Origin of the sequence: Pelobacter propionicus DSM 2379 (assembly GCF_000015045.1) — a bacterium.
GTDB classification, from domain to species: Bacteria; Desulfobacterota; Desulfuromonadia; order Geobacterales; family Pseudopelobacteraceae; genus Pseudopelobacter; species Pseudopelobacter propionicus.
The window spans coordinates 1,585,518-1,605,331 of record NC_008609.1 but is presented as its reverse complement, the minus strand read 5'-3'; the positions used below and the strand labels follow the sequence as shown (position 1 = coordinate 1,605,331).

At 57.4% G+C, this 19,814-nt stretch carries 16 protein-coding genes; all 16 read right to left on the bottom strand.

The window, feature by feature from the left end; translation table 11 throughout:
• Positions 1 to 52: 52 nt before the first annotated feature.
• Complete coding sequence (locus PPRO_RS07450) at positions 53 to 757, bottom strand: PAS domain-containing transcriptional regulator (RefSeq protein ID WP_011735404.1); 705 nt, start codon at positions 755 to 757, stop codon at positions 53 to 55.
• Positions 758 to 869: 112 nt separating this feature from the next.
• Positions 870 to 2,108 carry a [FeFe] hydrogenase H-cluster maturation GTPase HydF gene (gene hydF, locus PPRO_RS07445; protein WP_011735403.1) on the bottom strand — a complete coding sequence of 413 codons (1,239 nt, stop codon included), beginning with the start codon at positions 2,106 to 2,108 and terminating at the stop codon, positions 870 to 872.
• Complete coding sequence (locus tag PPRO_RS07440) at positions 2,105 to 3,520, bottom strand: aspartate ammonia-lyase (RefSeq protein WP_011735402.1); 1,416 nt, start codon at positions 3,518 to 3,520, stop codon at positions 2,105 to 2,107. The genes hydF and PPRO_RS07440 overlap by 4 nt, the downstream gene beginning before the upstream one ends.
• A gap of 32 nt (positions 3,521 to 3,552) precedes the next feature.
• Positions 3,553 to 4,974 carry a [FeFe] hydrogenase H-cluster radical SAM maturase HydG gene (hydG, locus tag PPRO_RS07435; RefSeq protein WP_011735401.1) on the bottom strand — a complete coding sequence of 474 codons (1,422 nt, stop codon included), beginning with the start codon at positions 4,972 to 4,974 and terminating at the stop codon, positions 3,553 to 3,555.
• A complete protein-coding gene (hydE, locus tag PPRO_RS07430) occupies positions 4,971 to 6,044 on the bottom strand; it encodes a [FeFe] hydrogenase H-cluster radical SAM maturase HydE (RefSeq protein WP_011735400.1) in 1,074 nt (357 codons plus the stop codon). The genes hydG and hydE overlap by 4 nt, the downstream gene beginning before the upstream one ends.
• A gap of 31 nt (positions 6,045 to 6,075) precedes the next feature.
• Positions 6,076 to 7,881, bottom strand: a complete 1,806-nt coding sequence (locus tag PPRO_RS07425; protein WP_011735399.1) for a 2Fe-2S iron-sulfur cluster binding domain-containing protein — start codon at positions 7,879 to 7,881, stop codon at positions 6,076 to 6,078.
• Between the two features lie 40 nt (positions 7,882 to 7,921).
• On the bottom strand, positions 7,922 to 9,634 hold the full coding sequence (locus PPRO_RS07420) for a (2Fe-2S) ferredoxin domain-containing protein (protein WP_011735398.1): 1,713 nt from the start codon (positions 9,632 to 9,634) through the stop codon (positions 7,922 to 7,924).
• Positions 9,631 to 10,140 (bottom strand): NADH-quinone oxidoreductase subunit NuoE family protein, encoded by a 510-nt coding sequence (locus tag PPRO_RS07415; protein WP_011735397.1) that lies wholly within the window; start codon positions 10,138 to 10,140, stop codon positions 9,631 to 9,633. Before PPRO_RS07415 ends, PPRO_RS07420 begins: the two co-directional genes overlap by 4 nt.
• A 535-nt stretch (positions 10,141 to 10,675) precedes the next feature.
• A complete protein-coding gene (locus PPRO_RS20840) occupies positions 10,676 to 10,933 on the bottom strand; it encodes a hypothetical protein (protein ID WP_011735396.1) in 258 nt (85 codons plus the stop codon).
• 356 nt (positions 10,934 to 11,289) lie between these two features.
• Positions 11,290 to 11,994 (bottom strand): cytidylate kinase-like family protein, encoded by a 705-nt coding sequence (locus tag PPRO_RS07405; RefSeq protein ID WP_011735395.1) that lies wholly within the window; start codon positions 11,992 to 11,994, stop codon positions 11,290 to 11,292.
• Between the two features lie 72 nt (positions 11,995 to 12,066).
• Positions 12,067 to 12,249: a hypothetical protein gene (locus PPRO_RS07400; RefSeq protein WP_041532207.1), complete on the bottom strand. Its 183-nt coding sequence runs from the start codon at positions 12,247 to 12,249 to the stop codon at positions 12,067 to 12,069.
• Between the two features lie 348 nt (positions 12,250 to 12,597).
• A complete protein-coding gene (locus tag PPRO_RS07395; protein ID WP_011735394.1) occupies positions 12,598 to 13,302 on the bottom strand; it encodes a cytidylate kinase-like family protein in 705 nt (234 codons plus the stop codon).
• A gap of 330 nt (positions 13,303 to 13,632) precedes the next feature.
• Positions 13,633 to 15,444, bottom strand: a complete 1,812-nt coding sequence (locus PPRO_RS07390) for a radical SAM protein (RefSeq protein WP_011735393.1) — start codon at positions 15,442 to 15,444, stop codon at positions 13,633 to 13,635.
• A complete protein-coding gene (locus PPRO_RS07385) occupies positions 15,425 to 16,018 on the bottom strand; it encodes a GrpB family protein (protein WP_011735392.1) in 594 nt (197 codons plus the stop codon). The genes PPRO_RS07390 and PPRO_RS07385 overlap by 20 nt, the downstream gene beginning before the upstream one ends.
• Before the next feature lie 272 nt (positions 16,019 to 16,290).
• The gene (locus PPRO_RS07380) at positions 16,291 to 17,181 is read right to left on the bottom strand and encodes a substrate-binding domain-containing protein (protein WP_011735391.1); all 891 of its coding nucleotides are present in this window, start codon (positions 17,179 to 17,181) and stop codon (positions 16,291 to 16,293) included.
• A gap of 410 nt (positions 17,182 to 17,591) precedes the next feature.
• Positions 17,592 to 19,640 (bottom strand): TonB-dependent receptor plug domain-containing protein, encoded by a 2,049-nt coding sequence (locus PPRO_RS07375; protein WP_232286704.1) that lies wholly within the window; start codon positions 19,638 to 19,640, stop codon positions 17,592 to 17,594.
• Between the last annotated feature and the right edge of the window lie 174 nt (positions 19,641 to 19,814).

Sequence of the window (19,814 nt, the reverse complement as noted above, 5' to 3'; positions counted from 1 at the left end):
AATGGGGCAGGGACTTGTGAATGGTGGGAATTATCTGGTGAAGGGAATTGAGCTACTTCAAGCCAACGATGGACAGGAAATCCTGCATCTTGTCACGGCTGATGGGAATACGAACTTCACCTCCGACGACATCCACCGAACACTCGGAGGGGTCGCGCAGGATCTTGTGAACCTTGCCGATATTGACCAGATAGCTGCGATGGACGCGGTGAAACATCTCGTGGGAAAGGCGTTTTTCCACCGCACCGAGCGAGAGGGCGCAGTGATATTCACACGTCTCGGTCCTGACCGTGGTGTAGATGTTGTCCGCCTTGAAATAGAGGATCTCATGGGGATTGAGCAGGTGGATTTCACCGTGGGAGCTGACAGGAACCCGCATCAGCTTCTGCTCGGTGGTGATAAAGGGGGTAACGTCATAGAACAGGGCGCTGATCTTCTCTTCAGTCATTTCCCGATCAACCAGAGGAACGAGCTTGATCAGGAGGTAGCGGTCCTTGTCGTCATTGCGAATGAACCTGATGGTGGTTGGCACCTGGCGTTTCGCCTCCGCCGCGAGCCTGAGCATATCTCTGACCCTGTCGCGACTCTCCTGGCGATGAATCTCCAGAATACTCCCCAGGAACAACTGTTCCAGGGGAATGTCGCAAAAAAGCAGCATGAACACCCGGTTGATGTGGGACACGCTCAAATCTTGGTTGAGGATCACGACTCCCGGCTCAATTTGTTCGATGATGCTGAGGACGTTAGTAACCCCCACTCGCTACCTCCTTTCGTGCCACACGAACCCGTATACTGTATACACTAATTCACCCCAAGCAGCCAAGAACAATGGCCGTCTCGTACGGTCGTTCCTGCCATGCCGGAAACGGTCAGGAGCGTGGCAGCGAATGCGAGCGATATGCTTCCAACGCAGCAGGGAACGGCCCGAGCGCACGCTGGAAGATACCCAGGGAAAAGGCTATGGCCAGACCGTAATTGGTGATAGGGACGCCTGCCTGGCGGCAGCGGATGATGCGGGACAGGACTTCCCGACGGTTCCACATGCAGGCGCCGCAGTGAACAACAAGCTGGTAGCTGCCGAGATCTTCTGGGAAATCGTGTCCCTGCAGATGGGTAAACTCCAGCCTGCCCCCCACATACTGGCGCAACCAGCGCGGCAGCTTGACTCTGCCGATATCCTCAGCAATGGGGTGGTGGGAGCAGGCCTCGCAGACCAGGACACGGTCTCCCGCCCGCAGGGAGTCGATGGCCAGGGCACCAACCACAAATTCCGTCAGGTCCCCCTTGAAGCGGGCAAACAGAATGGAAAACGATGTCAGGGGAACCGCATCCGGTGTATCCCCGGCCACCCTGAGAAAGGCCTGGGAATCGGTCACCACCAGGGCGGGGGGGCGTTTCAGACGATCCAGGGCACCACGCAACTCCCGCTCCTTGACAACCATGCAATAGGCGTCATTGTCCAGCAGATCGCGGATCGACTGCACCTGGGGCAGTATCAGCCTCCCTTTGGGCGCCTCAAGGTCAATGGGGATCACCAGAACCGCCAATTCACCCGGCGGGACCAGATCGCCGAGTATGGCGGGAGGAGTGATAAACCCGTCAGGGGCGCATTGGATGAGAGCTTCGCGCAGGGCGGGGAGCCCCTCCCCCCGGGGTGCGCTCGTGACCACGCACAGCGCGCCACGCTCATGAAGTGCGACAAGTCGCCCATCGTCCACGGCACAGCAATCGGATTTGTTGAATACGACAATCACGGGAATTCCGCGCCCGCCCAGTTCGGCGAGTATGACTTCCTCGAACTCTCCCCACTCACCGGCAATGGAGACAAGCAGTCCCACGTCCACCCGGTCCAGAACCTGGCGGGTACGCTGCACCCGCAACTCCCCCAGTGCGCCCGTATCGTCGATTCCCGCGGTATCGATAAACAGCACCGGCCCGAGGGGCAGGAGTTCCATCGGTTTTTCAATCGGATCGGTGGTGGTGCCGGCCACATCCGAAACAAGGGCTGCATCCTGGCGGGTCAGGGAGTTCAGAAGAGAGGATTTGCCCACATTGCGGCGTCCGAACAGGCCGATGTGGAGACGGTTCCCCTTTGGTGTGGCTTTCACTGTCGTCCCCTCTCCCCCGGCAGCGGTGAACCAAGCCGCGTGACGGATTCAGCCGAGACAAGCTCGTCAAAGGTTTCAGCCGTCATCAGGCCGCGCCGAACCACGGCCTCACGGACACTTCCCCCATCCGCCATGTCCCCCGCGATCTCCTGGGCAGCCTGATACCCGACGGCATCCACCAGCGCCGTGATACTGGCGGTGGCATTTTCCACATGCCGGAGACAGCGGGCCTCCCCTGCCTCCAGCCCTGCCACGCACAGACGGCTGAACAGGGAGCAGGCATTAACCAGCAGGTCCAGGCTCCCCAGCAGGGCATCGGCGATCAGCGGCAGGAAGGCGTTCAGCTCCAGACTGCCCAGGGAGCAGGCCAGGGTGATTGCCTGATCATTGGCGATGACACTCATGGCCGCCTGGGACACGGCCTCGGGTATGACCGGGTTGACCTTGCCCGGCATGATCGAGGAACCGGCCTGGCGAGCAGGAAGACGCAGCTCCCCCAGGCCCGCATCCGGACCGGACGACAGGAGCCGCAGGTCAGTCGCCACCTTGAGCAGGTTGCTGGCGCATGCCTTCAGCATGCCGCTGGCTTCCACAAAGACGTCCGTGTTCTGGGTCGCATCCACCAGGTTCTCGGCCCGTGCCAGCCCCAGCCCGGTGATGGCACGCAACTGCTCGACCACCTGGAAAATATATTGGCGCGGTGCGGCCAGGCCGGTACCGATGGCGGTTCCCCCCAGATTCACGACCCGCAGGCGTTCCTCGCACTTGTAGACCCGCCAGCGGTCGCGACCGAACGCTTCGGCATAGGCCGACATGGACCGTCCCAATGTGGTCAGGACGGCATCCTGATACTGGGTTCGTCCCACCTTGACGATGTGGCTGAAGGCCCGCTCCCGTTCCTGAAACGCTTCCAGCAACCCGATAAGCTCCTGCTCCAGCGCCCTGAGCCGCGTGATTGCAGCCACCTTGAGTGCCGTGGGATAGGTGTCGTTGGTAGACTGGTGCAGATTCAGGTCTTCCAGCGGGCTGATAATTGCGTAGTCACCAGGTGACCTGCCTAACAGCTGCAGGGCACGGTTGGCCAGCACCTCGTTGACATTCATATTGGTGGAGGTCCCCGCCCCGCCCTGCAGGGCATCCACCATGATATGGCGATCCAGTTGTCCCGCCATCATTTCCCGGCAGGCCTGTTGTATGGCATCGGCCTTGGGTTGATCCCACCAGCCGAGAGCATGATTGGTTCGTGCGCAGGCCAGCTTGACGGCGCCATAGGCATGGATCAGCTCTCCATGCACCGTTCGACGGGCAAGCGGAAAGTTTTCCATCCCGCGCAGGGTGTGAATGCCGTACAGCGCATCAACGGGAATTTCCCGTTCTCCCAGGAGGTCTTTTTCGCTACGAAAGGGTTTCATGGTTTGTCCGCAGCCACGTCTTTTTGTACCGCTCAGAAACAGTGGTCGCGTTGTGCGCCCTCCCTAATTTCTTTGAGCCTCTGCACCACGCCCTGTTTACCATGGCCATCGACCAGCTTGGCCAGTTCTTCCGCTATCAGCCTGTCTCCGATTTCCCTGGTGGACGGTGACGCATAGTCCAGCAAGTATTCCTGCAGCGTCAGCAGGGCATTGGGCGTGCAGAATTCCTTTATGAAGCCGGGGATGCTGAATTCCATGAAATGTTCACCGGTTCTGCCGACCCGGTAGCAGGAGGTGCAGAAACTGGGAATATAGCCAGCTCCCATCAGTTCGGCCATGACCTCGTCCAGGGAACGCACGTCGCCAAGTGAGAACTGTTCCCGCTCCATCACCTGAGCATCCCCGGCCTCGGTATAGCCGCCCAGCTCGATGCGGCTGCCGGCGTCGATCTGGGAAACGCCTAAGGAGATGCATTCCCGGCGTACCTGGGCATTTTCCCGGGCGGTCAGGATGAGCCCGGTATAGGGCACAGCCAGACGGAGTATGGCGATGATCCGCTTGAATTCCTGGTCGCCAACCAAGAGCTCCCTGTCCAGCGCAACACCCGCGGCAGGCCGCAGGCGCGGAAAACTGATGGTGTGGGGACCCACATTGTAGCGCCGCTGCAGGTGAAGGGCGTGGCTGACCAGGCCCAGCACCTCGAATCTCCAATCCACAAGACCAAAGAGCACCCCCAGCCCCACATCGTCGCAGCCGGCCTCAAAGGCCCGGTTGAGTCCGTCCAGTCGGTAGAGGTAGTTTGCCTTGCGGGTGCCCCGCGGATGCAGGCGGGCATAGGTTTCGTGATGGTATGTTTCGTGAAAGATCTGGTAGGTGCCGATCCCGGCGGCCTTGACAATGGCATACCCCTCCCGGTCAAGGGGGGCGGCATTGATGTTCACCCGCCTGATCTCACCCTTTCCCCTGGTGTCGTAGACGGTCCTGACGCTCTGGGCGATGAACTCGGCATCATAGGCCTGGTGTTCGCCGAACACCAGGATCAGCCGTTTGTGCCCCTTGCTTTCCAGGGCTTCGACCTGCCCGCGGATCTCGCCTTCGGTCAGCGTGCGCCGGATTGCGCTGGCATTGCTCCGCTTGAAGGCGCAGTAGGCGCAGTCGTTCACACATTTATTCCCGATGTAGAGCGGGGCGAACAGGACGATCCTGTTTCCGTACACCTTTTCTTTCAGTTCGCGGGCCGCGGCAAAGATCTCCTCGACCAGCTCAGGCGTATCCGCCAGCAGAAGCTGCGCGGTTTCCTCCACACCCAGTGCCTGCTTTTCAAGGCTCTTGGCGATTATGTCGCGAACCCGTGCCGCTTCGGGACGCTTGCCTCCCAGAAGGCCGAACAGATACGCCTCGTCGATGAAGTCGGCGGCGCCTGCGCTCAGTTTCATGGATGGCAGGGAACTCATGGCAGCACCTCGCTCGTGCGGCTCTTTCGCCCGGACAGGTTGGGTGAATCGCCGCGCCCCCTGCCGATGGTTCTGCCCATGGAGCGAATCCTGCGCACGAGACCTGATCCGAAGTCTGCCGCGGTCTCGTCGACACAGGCTTTTGAGGGGTAAATCTCGTACAGGGCGCGGTACGCTCCAGGGGTCACATTGGGCATGACAACGTTGGCGCCCCGGGACAGGCCCAGCTCCCGCCCCGACTCGGAGTTGATGGTGGCAAGGGCGGTGGTGCTGGGGATGTTGGCCCGGAGGCAGAGCAGTCGGCTCAGGGCGATCACCTTGTAGGTCATCTCTTCGGAGTTGGGAACCTGTTCCGCCGGGACGGCGTACGCAACCTGGTCGGGCCTGCCCAGCGGCGTGGCCTGGTGCGGGATGAACGGGCCGACTCCGATCATGTCCAGGTCAAGCTCCTTGAACAGGAGGATGTCGGTGGCAAGATCGTCATAGGTCTGTCCCGGAATGCCGATCATGACGCCGCTGCCGATTTCATAACCGAACAGTTTGAGCCTGCGGAGCAGGGCTATTCGGTCGGACATCGTTCCCGCTAACGGCGGATGGATGCTGTCGTACAGGCTCCTCCGGGAGGTTTCGAACCGCAGCAGATAGCGATCAGCACCGGCATCAAACCAGCTGCAAAGCTCTTCATCCGGCCGCTCGCCCAGGCTGAGCGTCACGGCCAGATCCGTCTCGCGCTTTATACGGCGGATCAGGTCGTGCATCCACTGCTTGCCGATACCAGGGTCCTCACCGGCCTGCATGACGACCGTGCCATAGCCAAGGGCTGACGCCTGATGAGCGCAGGCGACAATTTCATCATCCGTCATGCGGTAACGCCCGATACTGCTGTTATGCACGTTCAAGCCGCAGTAGCCGCACCTGCGGGAGCAGTGGTTGGATATTTCGATCAGCCCCCTGAGATGAACATCCTGCCCCACATGCCGCCGCCGCGCCTGATCAGCCATCTGCCACAATCGTGAGAGCCGATCCTCGCCCGTGGTACGCAGCCAGCGAAGAATCTCCTGTTTTTCCATGCCTGTTTTGATAGCTTTTCCCGTTATCTTCTCACTGCTGCTCGTGCCCCTTGCCAATGGTTGTGGGCGCGACACCAGCCCCCTCCCCTGCTGCAACGCCATCCTCCGTTTGCCGACGACGGTTTTTGTAGTGTGTGTGCAACAACTGTTGAGCCTTCGCCCCCCCCACATCACCCAGATACTGTTGATAGCATTCGTTTACCATGATGTTATCCTGCGGTTTATGCAGGTGGAACATCTTGCCCGCCGTGAAAAGGCCCCTGGTACGAAGTTGCTTGTAGTTGTAAACGTGATTCACCGGCTGCCCTCCGCCATTGATGCATCCCTGGGGACAGGCCATGACTTCAACAAAGTCATAGGCGCACTTGCCGGCGGCAATTTTAGTGATCAGCATCTTGGCGTTCTTCAGGCCATGGACGATGGCAAACCTGATTGTGCTGCCGCCAATGTCGAATGACGCCTCGCGGATTCCGGACTCGCCGCGCACTTCCACAAAATCAAGCTTTGCAAGCGGCTTGTTGCTCAGCTTCTCCATGGTGAAGCGCAGGACAGCCTCGGTAACGCCACCGGAGTTGCCGAATATCACGCCGGCACTGGTGGAGAAACCGAATGGCATGTCAAAGGATTCGGGAGACAGATCATTGAACTGGATGCCGGCAGCCTTGATCATCCTGCCAAGTTCTATGGTCGTGATAACGTGGTCGATATCCGGGATGCCGTCATGGGTGAATTCAGGCCTCTTCGCCTCAAACTTCTTGGCGGTACAGGGGGTGATGGAAACGACCTTCACCCGTTCCCTTGGTATCTGCACCAGGTCAGGAAGACGATCTTTCAGCAGCGCGCCGAACATCTGCAGCGGCGACTTGCAGGTGGAGAGATTCCCGATCAGGTGTGGATGAAAATGCTCGACGTACTTGACCCAGGCCGGGCAGCAGGAGGTAAAGTGCGGCAGCCTGACACCGGCGCTTCTCCGCTCCAGAAACTCGCTGCCCTCTTCGATGGTCGTGAGATCCGCTGCGAAAGAAACATCGTACACCTGGTCAAAACCGAGCAGTTTCAACGCTGCAAGCATCTGTCCCGTGGAGACGGCTCCCGCCTCCATACCGAATATTTCACCGATGGCGACCCGGACGGCCGGAGCGATTGCCGCCACGGTGTAGGTTTGCTTATCGGTGAGCGACTTCCACACCTCTTCCATCTCAGGCTTCAGGCAAAGTGAACCGGTTGGGCACACAATGGTGCACTGGCCGCAATTAACGCATTCAACCTCTCCGATCTTTTTGCCGAATGCGGGCAATACGGCGGCATCGTGGCCGCGGTGGGCAAAATCGATGGCACCGATGCCCTGTATCTCCGAGCACATGCGGGCGCAGTCACCGCACAGCACGCATTTGTTGGGATCCCGTATGATGGCTGGCGAAGAGTTGTCAATCGGCTTTTTGACCAGCACCGACTGAAAACGAACCGCATCGACCCCCAGTCGACGGGCAAGATTCTGCAACTGGCAATCGTCACTCTTCAGGCAGGTGGGGCAATTGCTGTCATGGTTTGCAAGAAACAGTTCAATGGCTATCTTTCGGAGTTCGCGGATTTCCTCGGTATGGGTATGAACCCTCATGCCGGCTTCCGGCGGGGTGGAACAGGAGCCCACGATACCGCGCCCCTCGATCTCCACCAGGCAGAGACGGCACGAGCCGTAAACGCTCAGATCCGATTGGTAGCAGAATGTAGGCAGATCGATTCCGGTCTTGCGGATCAATTCAAGCAGGTTTCGCTCCCCCTCCATAACGACCGGTCGATTGTTTATGTAGACAGTAGTATCGGCAAATCTGGTCATTACTCACACTCCCTGGCGCACTGTGCTGCCCATCTCCTGCTCATGCAGTCACCCTGTCCGGTTTAGTGAGAAGACTGCACTGGCCGGTAGGACACTGCTTATCCACCACATGGGATTCGAACTCCGCGCGGAAATATTTGAGCGTCGACAGCACGGCGTTCGGCGCGGTCTTGCCGAGGCCACACAGCGAACCGAGCTTAATACTCTTTGCCAATAGTTCCATGATGTCGAGGGTTTGCAGTGTTGCCCGCCCTTCAATAACATCGTCCAGCAGGACAAGCAGCTGGCGTGTCCCCTCGCGGCAGAGTACGCATTTGCCGCAGGATTCCCGCTGGGTGAACTCCATGAAGAAACGCGCCACGCTCACCATGCAGGTCTGCTGATTCATGACCACAAGACCGCCTGAACCGACCATGGCGCCCGCCGACAGCAGTGAATCGAAGTCCAGCGGCATATCGAGCAGTTCAGGAGGCAGGCATCCACCGGAGGGGCCGCCCACCTGAACGGCCTTGAACATGCCGTCCGTGGGGGTTCCCTCATCAGTGGTGACGCCGCCACCGATGGAGAAGACAATTTCACGCAGCGTCGTTCCGAATGGCACCTCGATCAGGCCGGTATTGACAACATGGCCGGTGAGCGCAAATGTCTTGGTGCCGGGCGAAGCGGGAGTCCCCATTTTTTTGAAGCTCTGGGCACCAGCCAGCAGAATGCGCGGAATCTGGGCAAGGGTCTCCACATTGTTGATGATAGTCGGTTTGCCCCTGAGACCGCACTGCGCCGGAAAGGGGGGTTTGGGGACGGGCGTACCGCGCAGGCCTTCGATGGAGGCCAGCATGGCGGTTTCTTCTCCGCACACAAATGCTCCGGCACTGGGCAGTATGGTGCATTTCATCCGCTTGCCGGTGCCGAAGATGTTGTTGCCCAGTATCCCCGCGGCCTCGGCATCCTCAACCGCCATATTCATCCGTTTCACCGCCAGTGGATACTCGGCACGGACATAGACATATACCTCATCGGAGCCGATTGCGCGGGCAGCGATCATCAGCCCCTCGATAACCGCGTGGGGGTTCCCCTCCATGACGCTTCTGTTCATGAATGCGCCGGGATCGCCCTCGTCGCCATTGCAGATGACGTATTTCTTCTCCGCCGGCTGCATGCGGGCTATTTCCCATTTGCGGCCGGTGGGGAAACCGCCCCCCCCTCGGCCGCGAAGACCGGAAGCGATCACCTCCCTGCAGATTTCTTCGGGGGTCATTTCCAGGAAAGCCTTTATTGCACCACCATAGCCGCCGGTCGCAATGTACTCATTCAGGCTTTCAGGATCAATCCAGCCACATTCCTTTAAAACGAATCGTGTCTGCCGCGTATAAAAGGGGATTTCGTCATACGATGTGCAATGTTTGTTCGTGGCAGGGTCAAGGTACGTCAGACGCTGGACAACCTCGCCTTTCAGGATGGTCTGTTCGACAATGTCATCCACATCGGACGTTGTCACCTTGCAGTAGAGGATATTGTCGGGAAGTACGGTGACAAGTGGCCCCATCTGACAGAACCCCTGGCAACCGCTTTTGGAGAGGTGCAGGTTCTGGCTCTCCGGAGCAAGTTTTACATCGATATCCATGTTGCGCTCAGAGAGTTTTTTTAGTAACGCCCCATGGACCTTGAGTGCCCCACTGGAGACACAGCCGGTGCCGGCACAGATGATGATGCGCCGCTTTGAGCCCGTTTGAACGGAGGATTTAACGTGACTCACGCGTTTGCCTCCTTTGCAATGATTTCATCAATCAGCGCCACCGCGCTGGCGGGAGTCACCCGGCCATAGACTTCCTCGTTGATAAGCATAACCGGCGCAAGACCGCAGGCGCCGAGACAGGTGACCGTCTCAACGGTAAACAGCATGTCAGGGGTGGTTACCTTTTTGCTGCTCAGGCCCAGTTTTGCATACAGGGCTTCCAGTATGGGGATCGAACGCTTGGCATGGCAGGCCGTGCCGTCACACAGCCGAATGACATATTTGCCGCGCGGTTCCAGGGTAAAATGCGCATAAAACGAAACAACACCGAACACCTTTGTTGCCGGTATGTCCAGTTCCTCGATGACGTGTGAAAGGACCTCCATCGGCAGATAACGGTACTCATCCTGTATTGCCTGAAGGATCAGGGTCAGCCGGGCAGGCTGGTGGTCGTACTTTTCCAGAATCAGGTCGACTTCTGGAAATTTTCGAGTCGTTGCGGCAACGTGTTCAGTACAGGGTGACATGTTTCTCTTTATCTCCTCCGAATTCCCACAACAGGTGATAGGGTCTTTCCGGACCGCACAAGCGGCCAGCTGAAAAGTCCCCTGGTAGTCTTCTTTCACGTTTCCCCTGCCCCCCATCCACGCTTGATCTCAGAGCAAGGGATAGAGCATAAACCATACGTGTAATGTAAGCAAACACTCTGTTTGCAAAACAATGGCCGGACTCACGAACTGTTTTCCTGGTAGTTTTTTGTGAATTCACGTCAACAGTGGTCGGGATACGCCGGCATCTCGCGAGATCGAGGCGGCTAGAGACTGCCGGGGAGCGTGCCCGGATCCCACATCAGCACCTCTTCCCCGGTGATAGAAGGTGGATAGACCCCAAGTCGGCATGGGGCGGAGCGCTACAGCAAGCGCTCCGCCCCATGGATTCCAGAAGAAGCCTTAAATAATGATCAGTATCAACTTGTTTGAATCTACTGAGGAGCACTATCGAACCTGATGACTGTATATTCATGTTTCAAGTAATTCAAATACATTTAATAGTTTATTTAAACTACCTGCAAGAAGGGCAATCAATGCAATCTGACTGGTCATCAAATGAAGTGCTGCACGAAGGGCAGAGGCAAAAATTAACGTACCGTGGGACCGGAGCCTGTTCCCACCCATGAGCCACCGCATTATTCCGGTTTTTTACCATGATCTTTCCGATAGCATTCCTGGCCTGTGTATCAGCTTCTTCAGCTTCTGCAACGACCTGATCAAGATCATTTTCAAAGTCTTGAACTTTCTCTTTCAGATTGTGATAACTCATGGTCGATCTCCTTTGAAGTGGTCTATGGTTCTGTGCTTACCATCTGTTAAAAGAATAAACCATATGAGAACTCAATCAAACACCCTGCTTGCGGAAGGAGACGGGGACTTGTGAGAGGCGGACTTTTTCGGGTAAAAGGCATGTGGTATTTTCCCGGAAGGGAATGTCAACCGCATCATACCGTGCCATGCCAGTTTTTCGACATAAACCGCCCCCTGATGATAGTGACGCTTTGCCCAAGGATTGGCCGGACAGCGTCCGACACCAGGCTCGACCACGACGGGAGCTGAAACCGACGAGGGCATCCCCATGGGGTGCCCTCTTCATACCTGAATCCGACGCATCAGTCGGCGTGGTCAGCGCGGCATGACATACTCCGCGACGGTATGGGCGATCTGGTCCGGAGTGTTGCGATCATTGTTGAAGACCAGGTTGTACACGCTCAGATCGCGGGGGGTACGGTCGAGGAAGGTGCGGAGAAACTGGTCCCGCTCACCCTGCTTCTGTTGAATCAGCTTTTTGGCCTCTTTCGGTTCGATCCCCAGACGCCGGCATATGGAGCGGACCTTGAACTCTTCAGAGCCGTAGAGGAAGACGTTCCGGCAGTTCTTCATGGATTGAGTAATGAACGCGCTCCCCCGTCCCACCAGAATCACGTTTCCAGCCGAAGCCAGCGCGACAACATGCTTGCAGAGCAGCTGAAAGCAGTCCTTATCGCCCTTCCAGCTTGGTGCGAACGTGGAGATAATATCGTCCAGAAACTGTGGTTTTTCCCCAAGTCTGCGCAGAACATCTTCGGAAAGCTCATGGTTGCGGGCCACCTCCTGTAGAAGCGCCTTGTCCAGCACCAACCAGGCCTCGCCGGTCTTGTTTTCCATCTGTGCCTGAAGACGCTCCATGGCAGGGTAGGCCTCGCAGCCGAATTCACGGGCAAAGGTGATCGACAGCTTCGGTTTTGTCGCCGTGCTCTTTGAGAGGGCCTCGGCTTCTTTTCTCCGGTTAAATTCGAAAAGGGCGCTGATACGTTTTTCGACAGTGGGAACGATCAACTTTTCAACCATGGTGCACCTCCCTGGAATAGCATCCAATGTTTTGCATTTCACCGCCTACGTCGACGCCGAATCGCACGGCTGTCATGAGCAGCGTGGAGCGGGTGTCTGTTCCCATCCCTGCGCCGCCGCGTTCTTCGGGTCCTCTGCCATGATCTTGGCGATCGCCCCCCTGGCCTGTAGTTCTGCCAGTGCCGCTTCCGCAACGATCTGGTCAAGGAAGCCTTTTAAGCCCTGAGCTGTCATTTTTTGATTGTGGTAACTCATGGTCGCCCTCCTCTAGAGTGGTCTCTGGTTCTATGCATGAACACAATAAACCATGCGGGAAGGCAATCAAACAGCCTGCTTGCGGAAGGAGTCAGGGACTTGTGAGAGGAGGACTTTCTCGGGTAAAAGGTGTGGGAACTATCCACGAACGGGGGGGGCAACCGCAACATCCTGCCATGACGATCGATAGACAGGGACCGCTGTTCTCCGATGACGCGCGTGACACTGTTGCGGGAACCGGTCAGGCACCATCTGCCAACAGGCCTTGTCGGGAAGGAACAAAACAGACGAGGGCGCCCGCATGGGGCGCCCTCGTAGAGCCTGAATCCAGCCCATCAGCCACCCTGGTCAGCTCTCCATGACATACTCCGCAACGGTATGGGCAATCTTGTCCGCACTGTTGCGATCATTGTTGAATACCAGGTTGTACACGCTCATATCACCGGGAGTATGGCCGAGGGCGGTGCGGAGAAACTGGTCCCGCTCACCCTGCTTCTGTTGAATCAGCTTTTTGGCCTCTTTCGGTTCGATCCTCAGACGCCGGCACATGGAACGGACCTTGAAATCCTCAGACGCGTAGAGGAAGAAGTGCCGGCAGTTCTTCATGGATTGAGTAATAATTGCGCTCCCCCGCCCCATGAGAATCACATTTCCCGCCGAGGCCAGCGCGACAACATGCCTGCAGAGCAACTCGAAATAGTCTTTGTCACCCTTCCAGCTTGGCGCGAATGTGGAGATAATGTCGTCCAGAAACTGAGTTCTTTCTCCGAGCCTGTGCAGCACATCTTCGGAAAGCTCATGGTTGCGGGCCACCTCCTGCAGAAGCGCCCTGTCCATTGCCAACCAGGCCTCACCGGTCTTGTTTTCCATCAGCGCCTGAAGACGCTCCACGGCAGGGTAGGCCTCGCAGCCGAACTCACGGGCAAAGGTGATCGTCAGCTTCGGCTTTCTTGTCTTACCCTTCGACAGTGCCTCTGCCTCTTTTCTCCGGTTAAACTCGAAAAGGGCGCTGATACGCTTTTCGACAGTGGGAACGATCAACTTTTCAACCATGGTGCACCTCCCTGGAATAGCAACAACTGTTTTATATTCCACCGCTTACGTCGATACAGAATTGCGCGACTGCAATCGCAGCCGGCATTACATGCTGAAAGCCATCGACAGTATCAGCCCAACGACACCGTGCGCCACACAACAACTATCCACGTCCCACTGTTCCACTCGATGGATAGAATCACCACAAGCTTACCCCAAATCGTCGGAAACACCAGCCACAGGGACTCGAACAGCCCGGACCAAGAATCCCGACATCGAACCCATCCTTCAGCACTCGCCTGGCTTTTTCAGCCACTGTTTCCCTGCCCGATATATTCCCTCCTCCCCTCACGCAGACGTCAGCTGAAGACCGGGAAGCGGCTCATTCTCACGAAACGCAACCCGGCTCTTTAGAACCCGCGGATGGGCGATGGACCTGCGCCGACCGTCCGGTCCCGGGGAAATCCCCAGAAACTTCCTGTAAAACTCATCGGCCAGCATTTCCATATCAAAACTGAACAGCTCGGGATGAATGATGGTGGCCATGTGCAGAAACCCCAGGATCCAGTCCGGCCGGCCCGACGCGTTGTAGGGGGCCAGGGAGTGAATCCTCCCCTGCCGAACGGCCCTGACATCCAGACCCGCTTGCAGACAGACAGCATGATAATCCTGCGGCGGATAACCAAGCGCGCCGACGCTGAGCATGATTTCCGGATCGAGACGGTTCAGCGTTTCCGCGGCAATGGTCATGCCAGGGGTTTCGTCACGCCGGATTTCGCCGTTGACACAGTGCCCACCGGCCAGTTCCACCAGGTTGCACTCGAACTTGTCCCCGAAAACAGCGATCAGCGGGTGTCCCAGCGAGAAGTACACCCTGGGACGATGGGTAACTGCTCGGGCACCTTCCGCCACCAGAGAGACATGGTGCTGGATGAACGCCCGCAGTTCGCCGGCCTGCGCTTCCCTGCCGGCAATCAACGCATAATGGTCAACAATCTCCAGCCAGGAGTCAACCCGCTTGCCCCGCTCATACAGCCCCTTGATGTACCCCGACTCCAGGATGCGCTGCAGCACCGAGGCGATCACCGCCGGCTCCCGCTCCCCCAGGAATGCCAGCACGGTCTGGACCGACTCCAGGGCCATGATGGTCTTGTACCCCCCGAAATAACCCAGCACCTGGGCGCCGCCGTCCCGCTCCGGACTTCCGCTGAAGGGGGGAGTGAAACCGCAGGAGCACACATACCCCTCCCGCCAATGGGTGACATGGGCGCACATGGGGCCGTTGAAGCCCCGCCTCACAATGATCTCTCCACACCGCGGGCAGCGGGTGTGCAGATGCTCCGTGCCGGGAGAGTTGAACAGGTAGACGTAGCTGAGCAGCCCCCCGATTTCCCGGCAAAGCGTCTCAGCCTCCCGCACGGTGGGTTCCTGGGAGCCGTCCGCCATGGCCAGCGGGATGAAGCGCATGAGCTGAAAGGGGATATCCGGCGAGAGCGAGGCCACCCTCCGCGCCGTCTCCCGCAGTTCATCCTCACGCCCCTTCACGTACACCGCCGCCACTTCCGTGGCCACCCCACTTTCAATGCTCAGTTGCAGGTTTCTAAAGACGGGGACCGCGGAGCGGGCGCCCAGCAGGGCGTAGGTCTCGTCGCTCGACCCCTTGATGCCGATGTTGATGAAGTCGATGTGGCGCAAGAGGTCCCGGAACGCCTCTTCGGTGAAGCAGCCGTTGCTGGCGCACCCCACCAGGAGCCCCCCTTCCCGGGCGCGGGACGCCAGCCTCTTGAAGGTAAGAAAGGAAACTGCCGGTTCGTTGAAGCAGAACATGATCCCCCGGCACCCCTCGGCCAGCGCCCTGGCCACCACATCTTCAGGAGTCAGGGAATGCAGCGCGCCCCGGATTGCGTCCACGCTCTCGGTAATAACCCAGGAGACGCAACCGCAGCAGCGCATGTTGCAGCCGACAGTGCAGAGTTGCAGGAACGTCCCGCCCGGGTGGTAGTGCAGCATGGGCATGGATTCGATTTCCGACGGCACCACAACCAGATACTGGTCGGGATACTTCTCCATCTGGATACCGTCGTTAACCGTGTACATGCCGCAGATGCCGGTCCCGTTCTCCGGGATCAGGCATCGGTTCTCACATATGGCGCACTGCATGTTGAGTTCTCCCCTGTGCTCTCTTGGTCAACTCGACGATGAAACCGGTCTTGGCCCTGGTGTAGGCGATGCGGTCGTCGCCATACTGACGGCAAAGTGACAGTTTCAGCTCCTGATAGCGCGCCGCCTCTTCCGGATGGCTCCTCAGGTAATCGCGAAACAGCAGCCTGTCCCACTGTTCGAAATGGGACTCCACCATGTGCAGGTGGTGGGTACGCTCCCCCCGTCCGTTCCGTTTGATGAACCAGGCGTAGAAGGGGGGGACCTCCTCGCCATGGCTGGCGCGCCAGAAGTAGTCGTAGCCCTTTCTTTCCAGAACCTGCGCGATTTCCACTTTCGTCCTTTCAAGTGACGAGACCTCGATCAGCATGTCGATCACCGGCTTGGCCGCCAGCCCCGGCACCGAGGTACTGCCGAAATGTTCGACCCTCCTGATCAGGTCCTGGGGAAACATCGCAAGGAGATACGCCTTTTCCTCTTCGAACAGCAATGGCCAGCAGGCATCATAGGGAACAACCTCAATCCTGTCGCGCAGCACCCGCTTGACTTTCTCGTCCAGTGTCTCCGGCTTCATCGCTCCACTCCCTCGGCGTATTGATCCATATTACTTGTTGAGTGCCACGACATCGTGGACACTCAATGGTTTCTCCTCAGGTTGTAACCGAATTCATTGACCTGTTGTTTGTCCAGGCAGAGCTTCAGGTTCCGCTCTACACTGAGGTGGTATGTGCGAATACCTTCTTTTGAAGGATAGGTCCGAAAAAAACGTTTCATCACAGAGACATGGTCACGACAAACCAGACAGGATTCCGCCGCGCCCCCCTCTCCGATACCGTTTTCAGCCAACTATTCTCGAATAGCGTTGGATACCGGTTCGCTAACCATGGGGTGAAAGCTGGTCACGGGATGGAAAAACGGAATGCCGCCGTTCTTCTCTTTCCCGAAACTCCCTAAAAATTTCTGTACATTATCGGAAAGCAGGTAATCGGAGAGTGCTCTAGCTCCCTTTACATTGGTGCCGTGAAACAGTTCCGGATTGGCCTCCATGACAATATACGGCCGGCGCATGCTGGGATCCTTGTCGACCAGAATTCTAAGATTATGGCTTTCAATCTTGCCCTGCTGGACCGGAATCCTGCCAAAAATCACATAAGCTTCATGCGCGGCGGCGAAGCGGAGCAGGTCGTCATGCCCTTCGCTCTCGTCCTTGAGGTACCAATTTCCCTTGGGAACAATCCCGGCCCGTTTCCACAGCGTGTGCGCCATTTCACGCTTGCCGAGGCCCTGCAACTCCACATAGTTCGCCTTTGCCATGGCAATCTTCCTCAGTGCCTGCGCGCCATCCTTCATGCCTGCGATCCTGGCCGGGTCGGAAGGCGGACCCAGGATAACCAGATCGTTCCTGGCCCAGGGCCGCATATTGACCGCGTAACCGTCCGCGACAAGGCCGGTGGTCGAATCGCTCGAGTGCATGGTGAGCAGGTCCACCCTGCCCTGCCGCATCGCATCGGCAAGCCCGTGCTTCGGGCCTGCCGCCACGACTTCAACCCTGTAGCCGCTATCAGCTTCGAACATCCTGGAAATTTCTCTCCACAAATCGGTCGTGACCGACATGCCGCCGATCACGGCCACACGCACAACCTTCCGCTCCGTTCGAATATCTTTGGCAAGCTGTTCTCCGGCAAAGGCCGAACATGAGAAAAAAACACACAGTACAATCAAAAGTCTGCAAAACATTATCAACACTCCTCCCATTTTTATTGGTCCATGTCCCAACGTCAAAGCGGTTCAGTTTTCGGCAGCACCTCGCTACCACATCCCTGTCCGGGAATACTCCATAGCCGAAGCTCTCCGCACCGCAGAGCCCCGGGGAGATAACGTGGCAACCGTTTTCCTCCTGTTCATTGCGGTTCCACTGCGTGACCCGTGAAGAGTCCTGTCACCAGTCGCGGCCTTTCATTTTCTGTCTCGATTAGCGTTAATCTTCAGCCAGTAGCGGTGCAGTGCAAATCCCCCTTTGGAAAAGGGGGATTTGCCTCTGATGCCACCGCCAATAAATCCCCCCCAGTCCCCCTTTTCAAAGGGGGGAGCATTGGTTTCAATCAAGCTAAAGATGAGTGCTAATCGGATTTTCTGTTGTCACCCCTTCACCACTTGTAGCGTGCCTGAACGAAAAAGGTGCGTCCCGGCTCCGGATACCCCTCGGCCAGCTCGTAATCCCGGTCCAGAAGGTTATTGACGCCCACCTCCACCATGACACCCTTGAGCGGTTCGTAGCTCGCCTTGGTATTGATAACCACAAACTCGCCGGCATTATAGCCGGCGTCCCCGTAGCGCTTGGTGTCGTACTCCAGCGAGGCCAACAGAGTCAGCGCCTTGACGGGGGAGTACGTGCCATAGACGAAGAATTTGTGCTTGGGGAGGTCGGTTATGGGTTCGTCACCGCTCCTGTTCTTGTTGTACATTAAGGTGTAGTTGAAGCCGGCTTCGATCCTGTCGCTAATGGGCGCTACCGCCTCCAGTTCATAGCCGTAGCGCTGAACCCGGCCGATGTTCCGGATCTGCTTCTGATCTTTCGGCTTGCCATTGACGAGCACGGAGCCGATCACGACACCTTCGATATAGTCCCTGATATCGTTAAAGAAAAAGCTTGACTTGACCTTAACGAGACCGGCGATGACATCCTGAACACCCAGTTCGTAGTTGATGGTCGTTTCAGGTTTCAGGTCCGGATTGGGAATAGTGGTTCCGTCAAGCCCCATCGTGGTTCTCTCTTTCATCGAGGCAAAGCGGGTTTTCATGGCCACGGAAGCATGCGCCTTCCCGGTATCCGAATAGGAATACATCAGGGTTCCCTGGGGATTCAGGGCATCCTCGTCGGCAAGTGGCGCGTCAAAGTAGGCAGTGCTTTTTGAGTCATATTTATGCGCCTGTACCCCGTCCAGGATGTCGTAACTGACTCCGATGATGGCCGAGAGTTTTTCGGTGAACCGGATGGTATCCTCCAAGGCAAATGAGTAGACCCGATCCTCGAAGCGCTGCCGGGGAGTAGTGAGCGTCTCTTCGCGATGAACATCATCCTTGAAGTGGAAGGCCATCTTGAGTTCATTGTTGGCGATCAGGGACGTCCCCACCTCAAGGGAGCAGCCGACCGTAGAGTCGTCGTATCTGCTCCTGTAGCCCATGTTCTTGTCCAGTGCGCTGTAGGTGGAATCGGTGAAATACTCCAATGAGTTCTTGAACTTGTCATAATAGGTGCGCGTCTTGAGGTAGCTCTTGTCACCAATGGCGGTGTGCGAGGTGAAGTACAGGCTCTGCTTCCTCCAGTAGGGCCAGCGCCAGAACTTGATTTTTTCGTCAGGATTGTCTCCGGTATAGAGTGGCTGCCCCTTTTCACCGTTCTGATAGATGTAGGTCAGGGCATATTCGTCGGTGCTGTTGGGTGTCAGCCCCAGTTTGCCGCTGACCTTCCAATCCTCCTGAAAGGCGTTATTGCGCTTGCCTCCGTTCTCGTACGTTCTGTTGTGAAAGTGTTCCGACATTTCGAAGCCGTTGCTGCCGAACCAAGAGCCGCCCCCCTGGAAATACCAGTTCTTTTGCCTGGTTCCGAAGTTTGCGAACGTGTGGTACTGGTCCACAGAGCTATAGCCGGCGCCGGCATCCCCCTCGAACTCCCTGGTGGGACGTCTGGAAACCATGTTGATGGCGCCCCCCATGGTGTTGGGGCCGTAGAGCACTGACGCAAAGCCCTTGGAGATGACCAGTTCCGACAGATCATAGGTAAAGAAGCGTCCCAGGTCCGGGTAGCCATCGTAGGGAAAATAGATCGGGATTCCATCAAGATAGAGGGGGGTACGCCGCAAATCGAAACCACGCACGTAGACCGTCGACTCATTCCGCCCCCCCTTTCGGGAAAGCGTGACGCCGGGAACCAGGTTGGCCGCCTCGGAGATGGTTTCGGTATCAAACTGGAGCATGTCCTCGCTACTGACCACTTCCACTGCGGGGTGTTTGATGCTCTCGGACGTGCCGATCACTTCTACCCTGCCCAAGGTAAATACGTCACCGTTTTCTTCACTCTTCGTCACTTGTTCATCAGCCAGGGCCGGCGACGACATCATCGTCAGCGCCAGTACCGGCGCCACCAAGCCAGGTCTCCTGGGTAAGCGCATACAGGCGCACCATCGCTGTTTCACGTTTCCTCTCCTCTTCTCATAAAATATCAAGCAGTTAAGAAACACCATTTCATGTTCTTATGAAACACATCCCTACGGCACGCCAGAATGCTTTACGCGTATTCATTGTCTCTAGGAGTCTGTCGGGCTTGACCTCAGGGGCGCCCTCTTTTGTGGCCAAGCCGATTAAAAAAG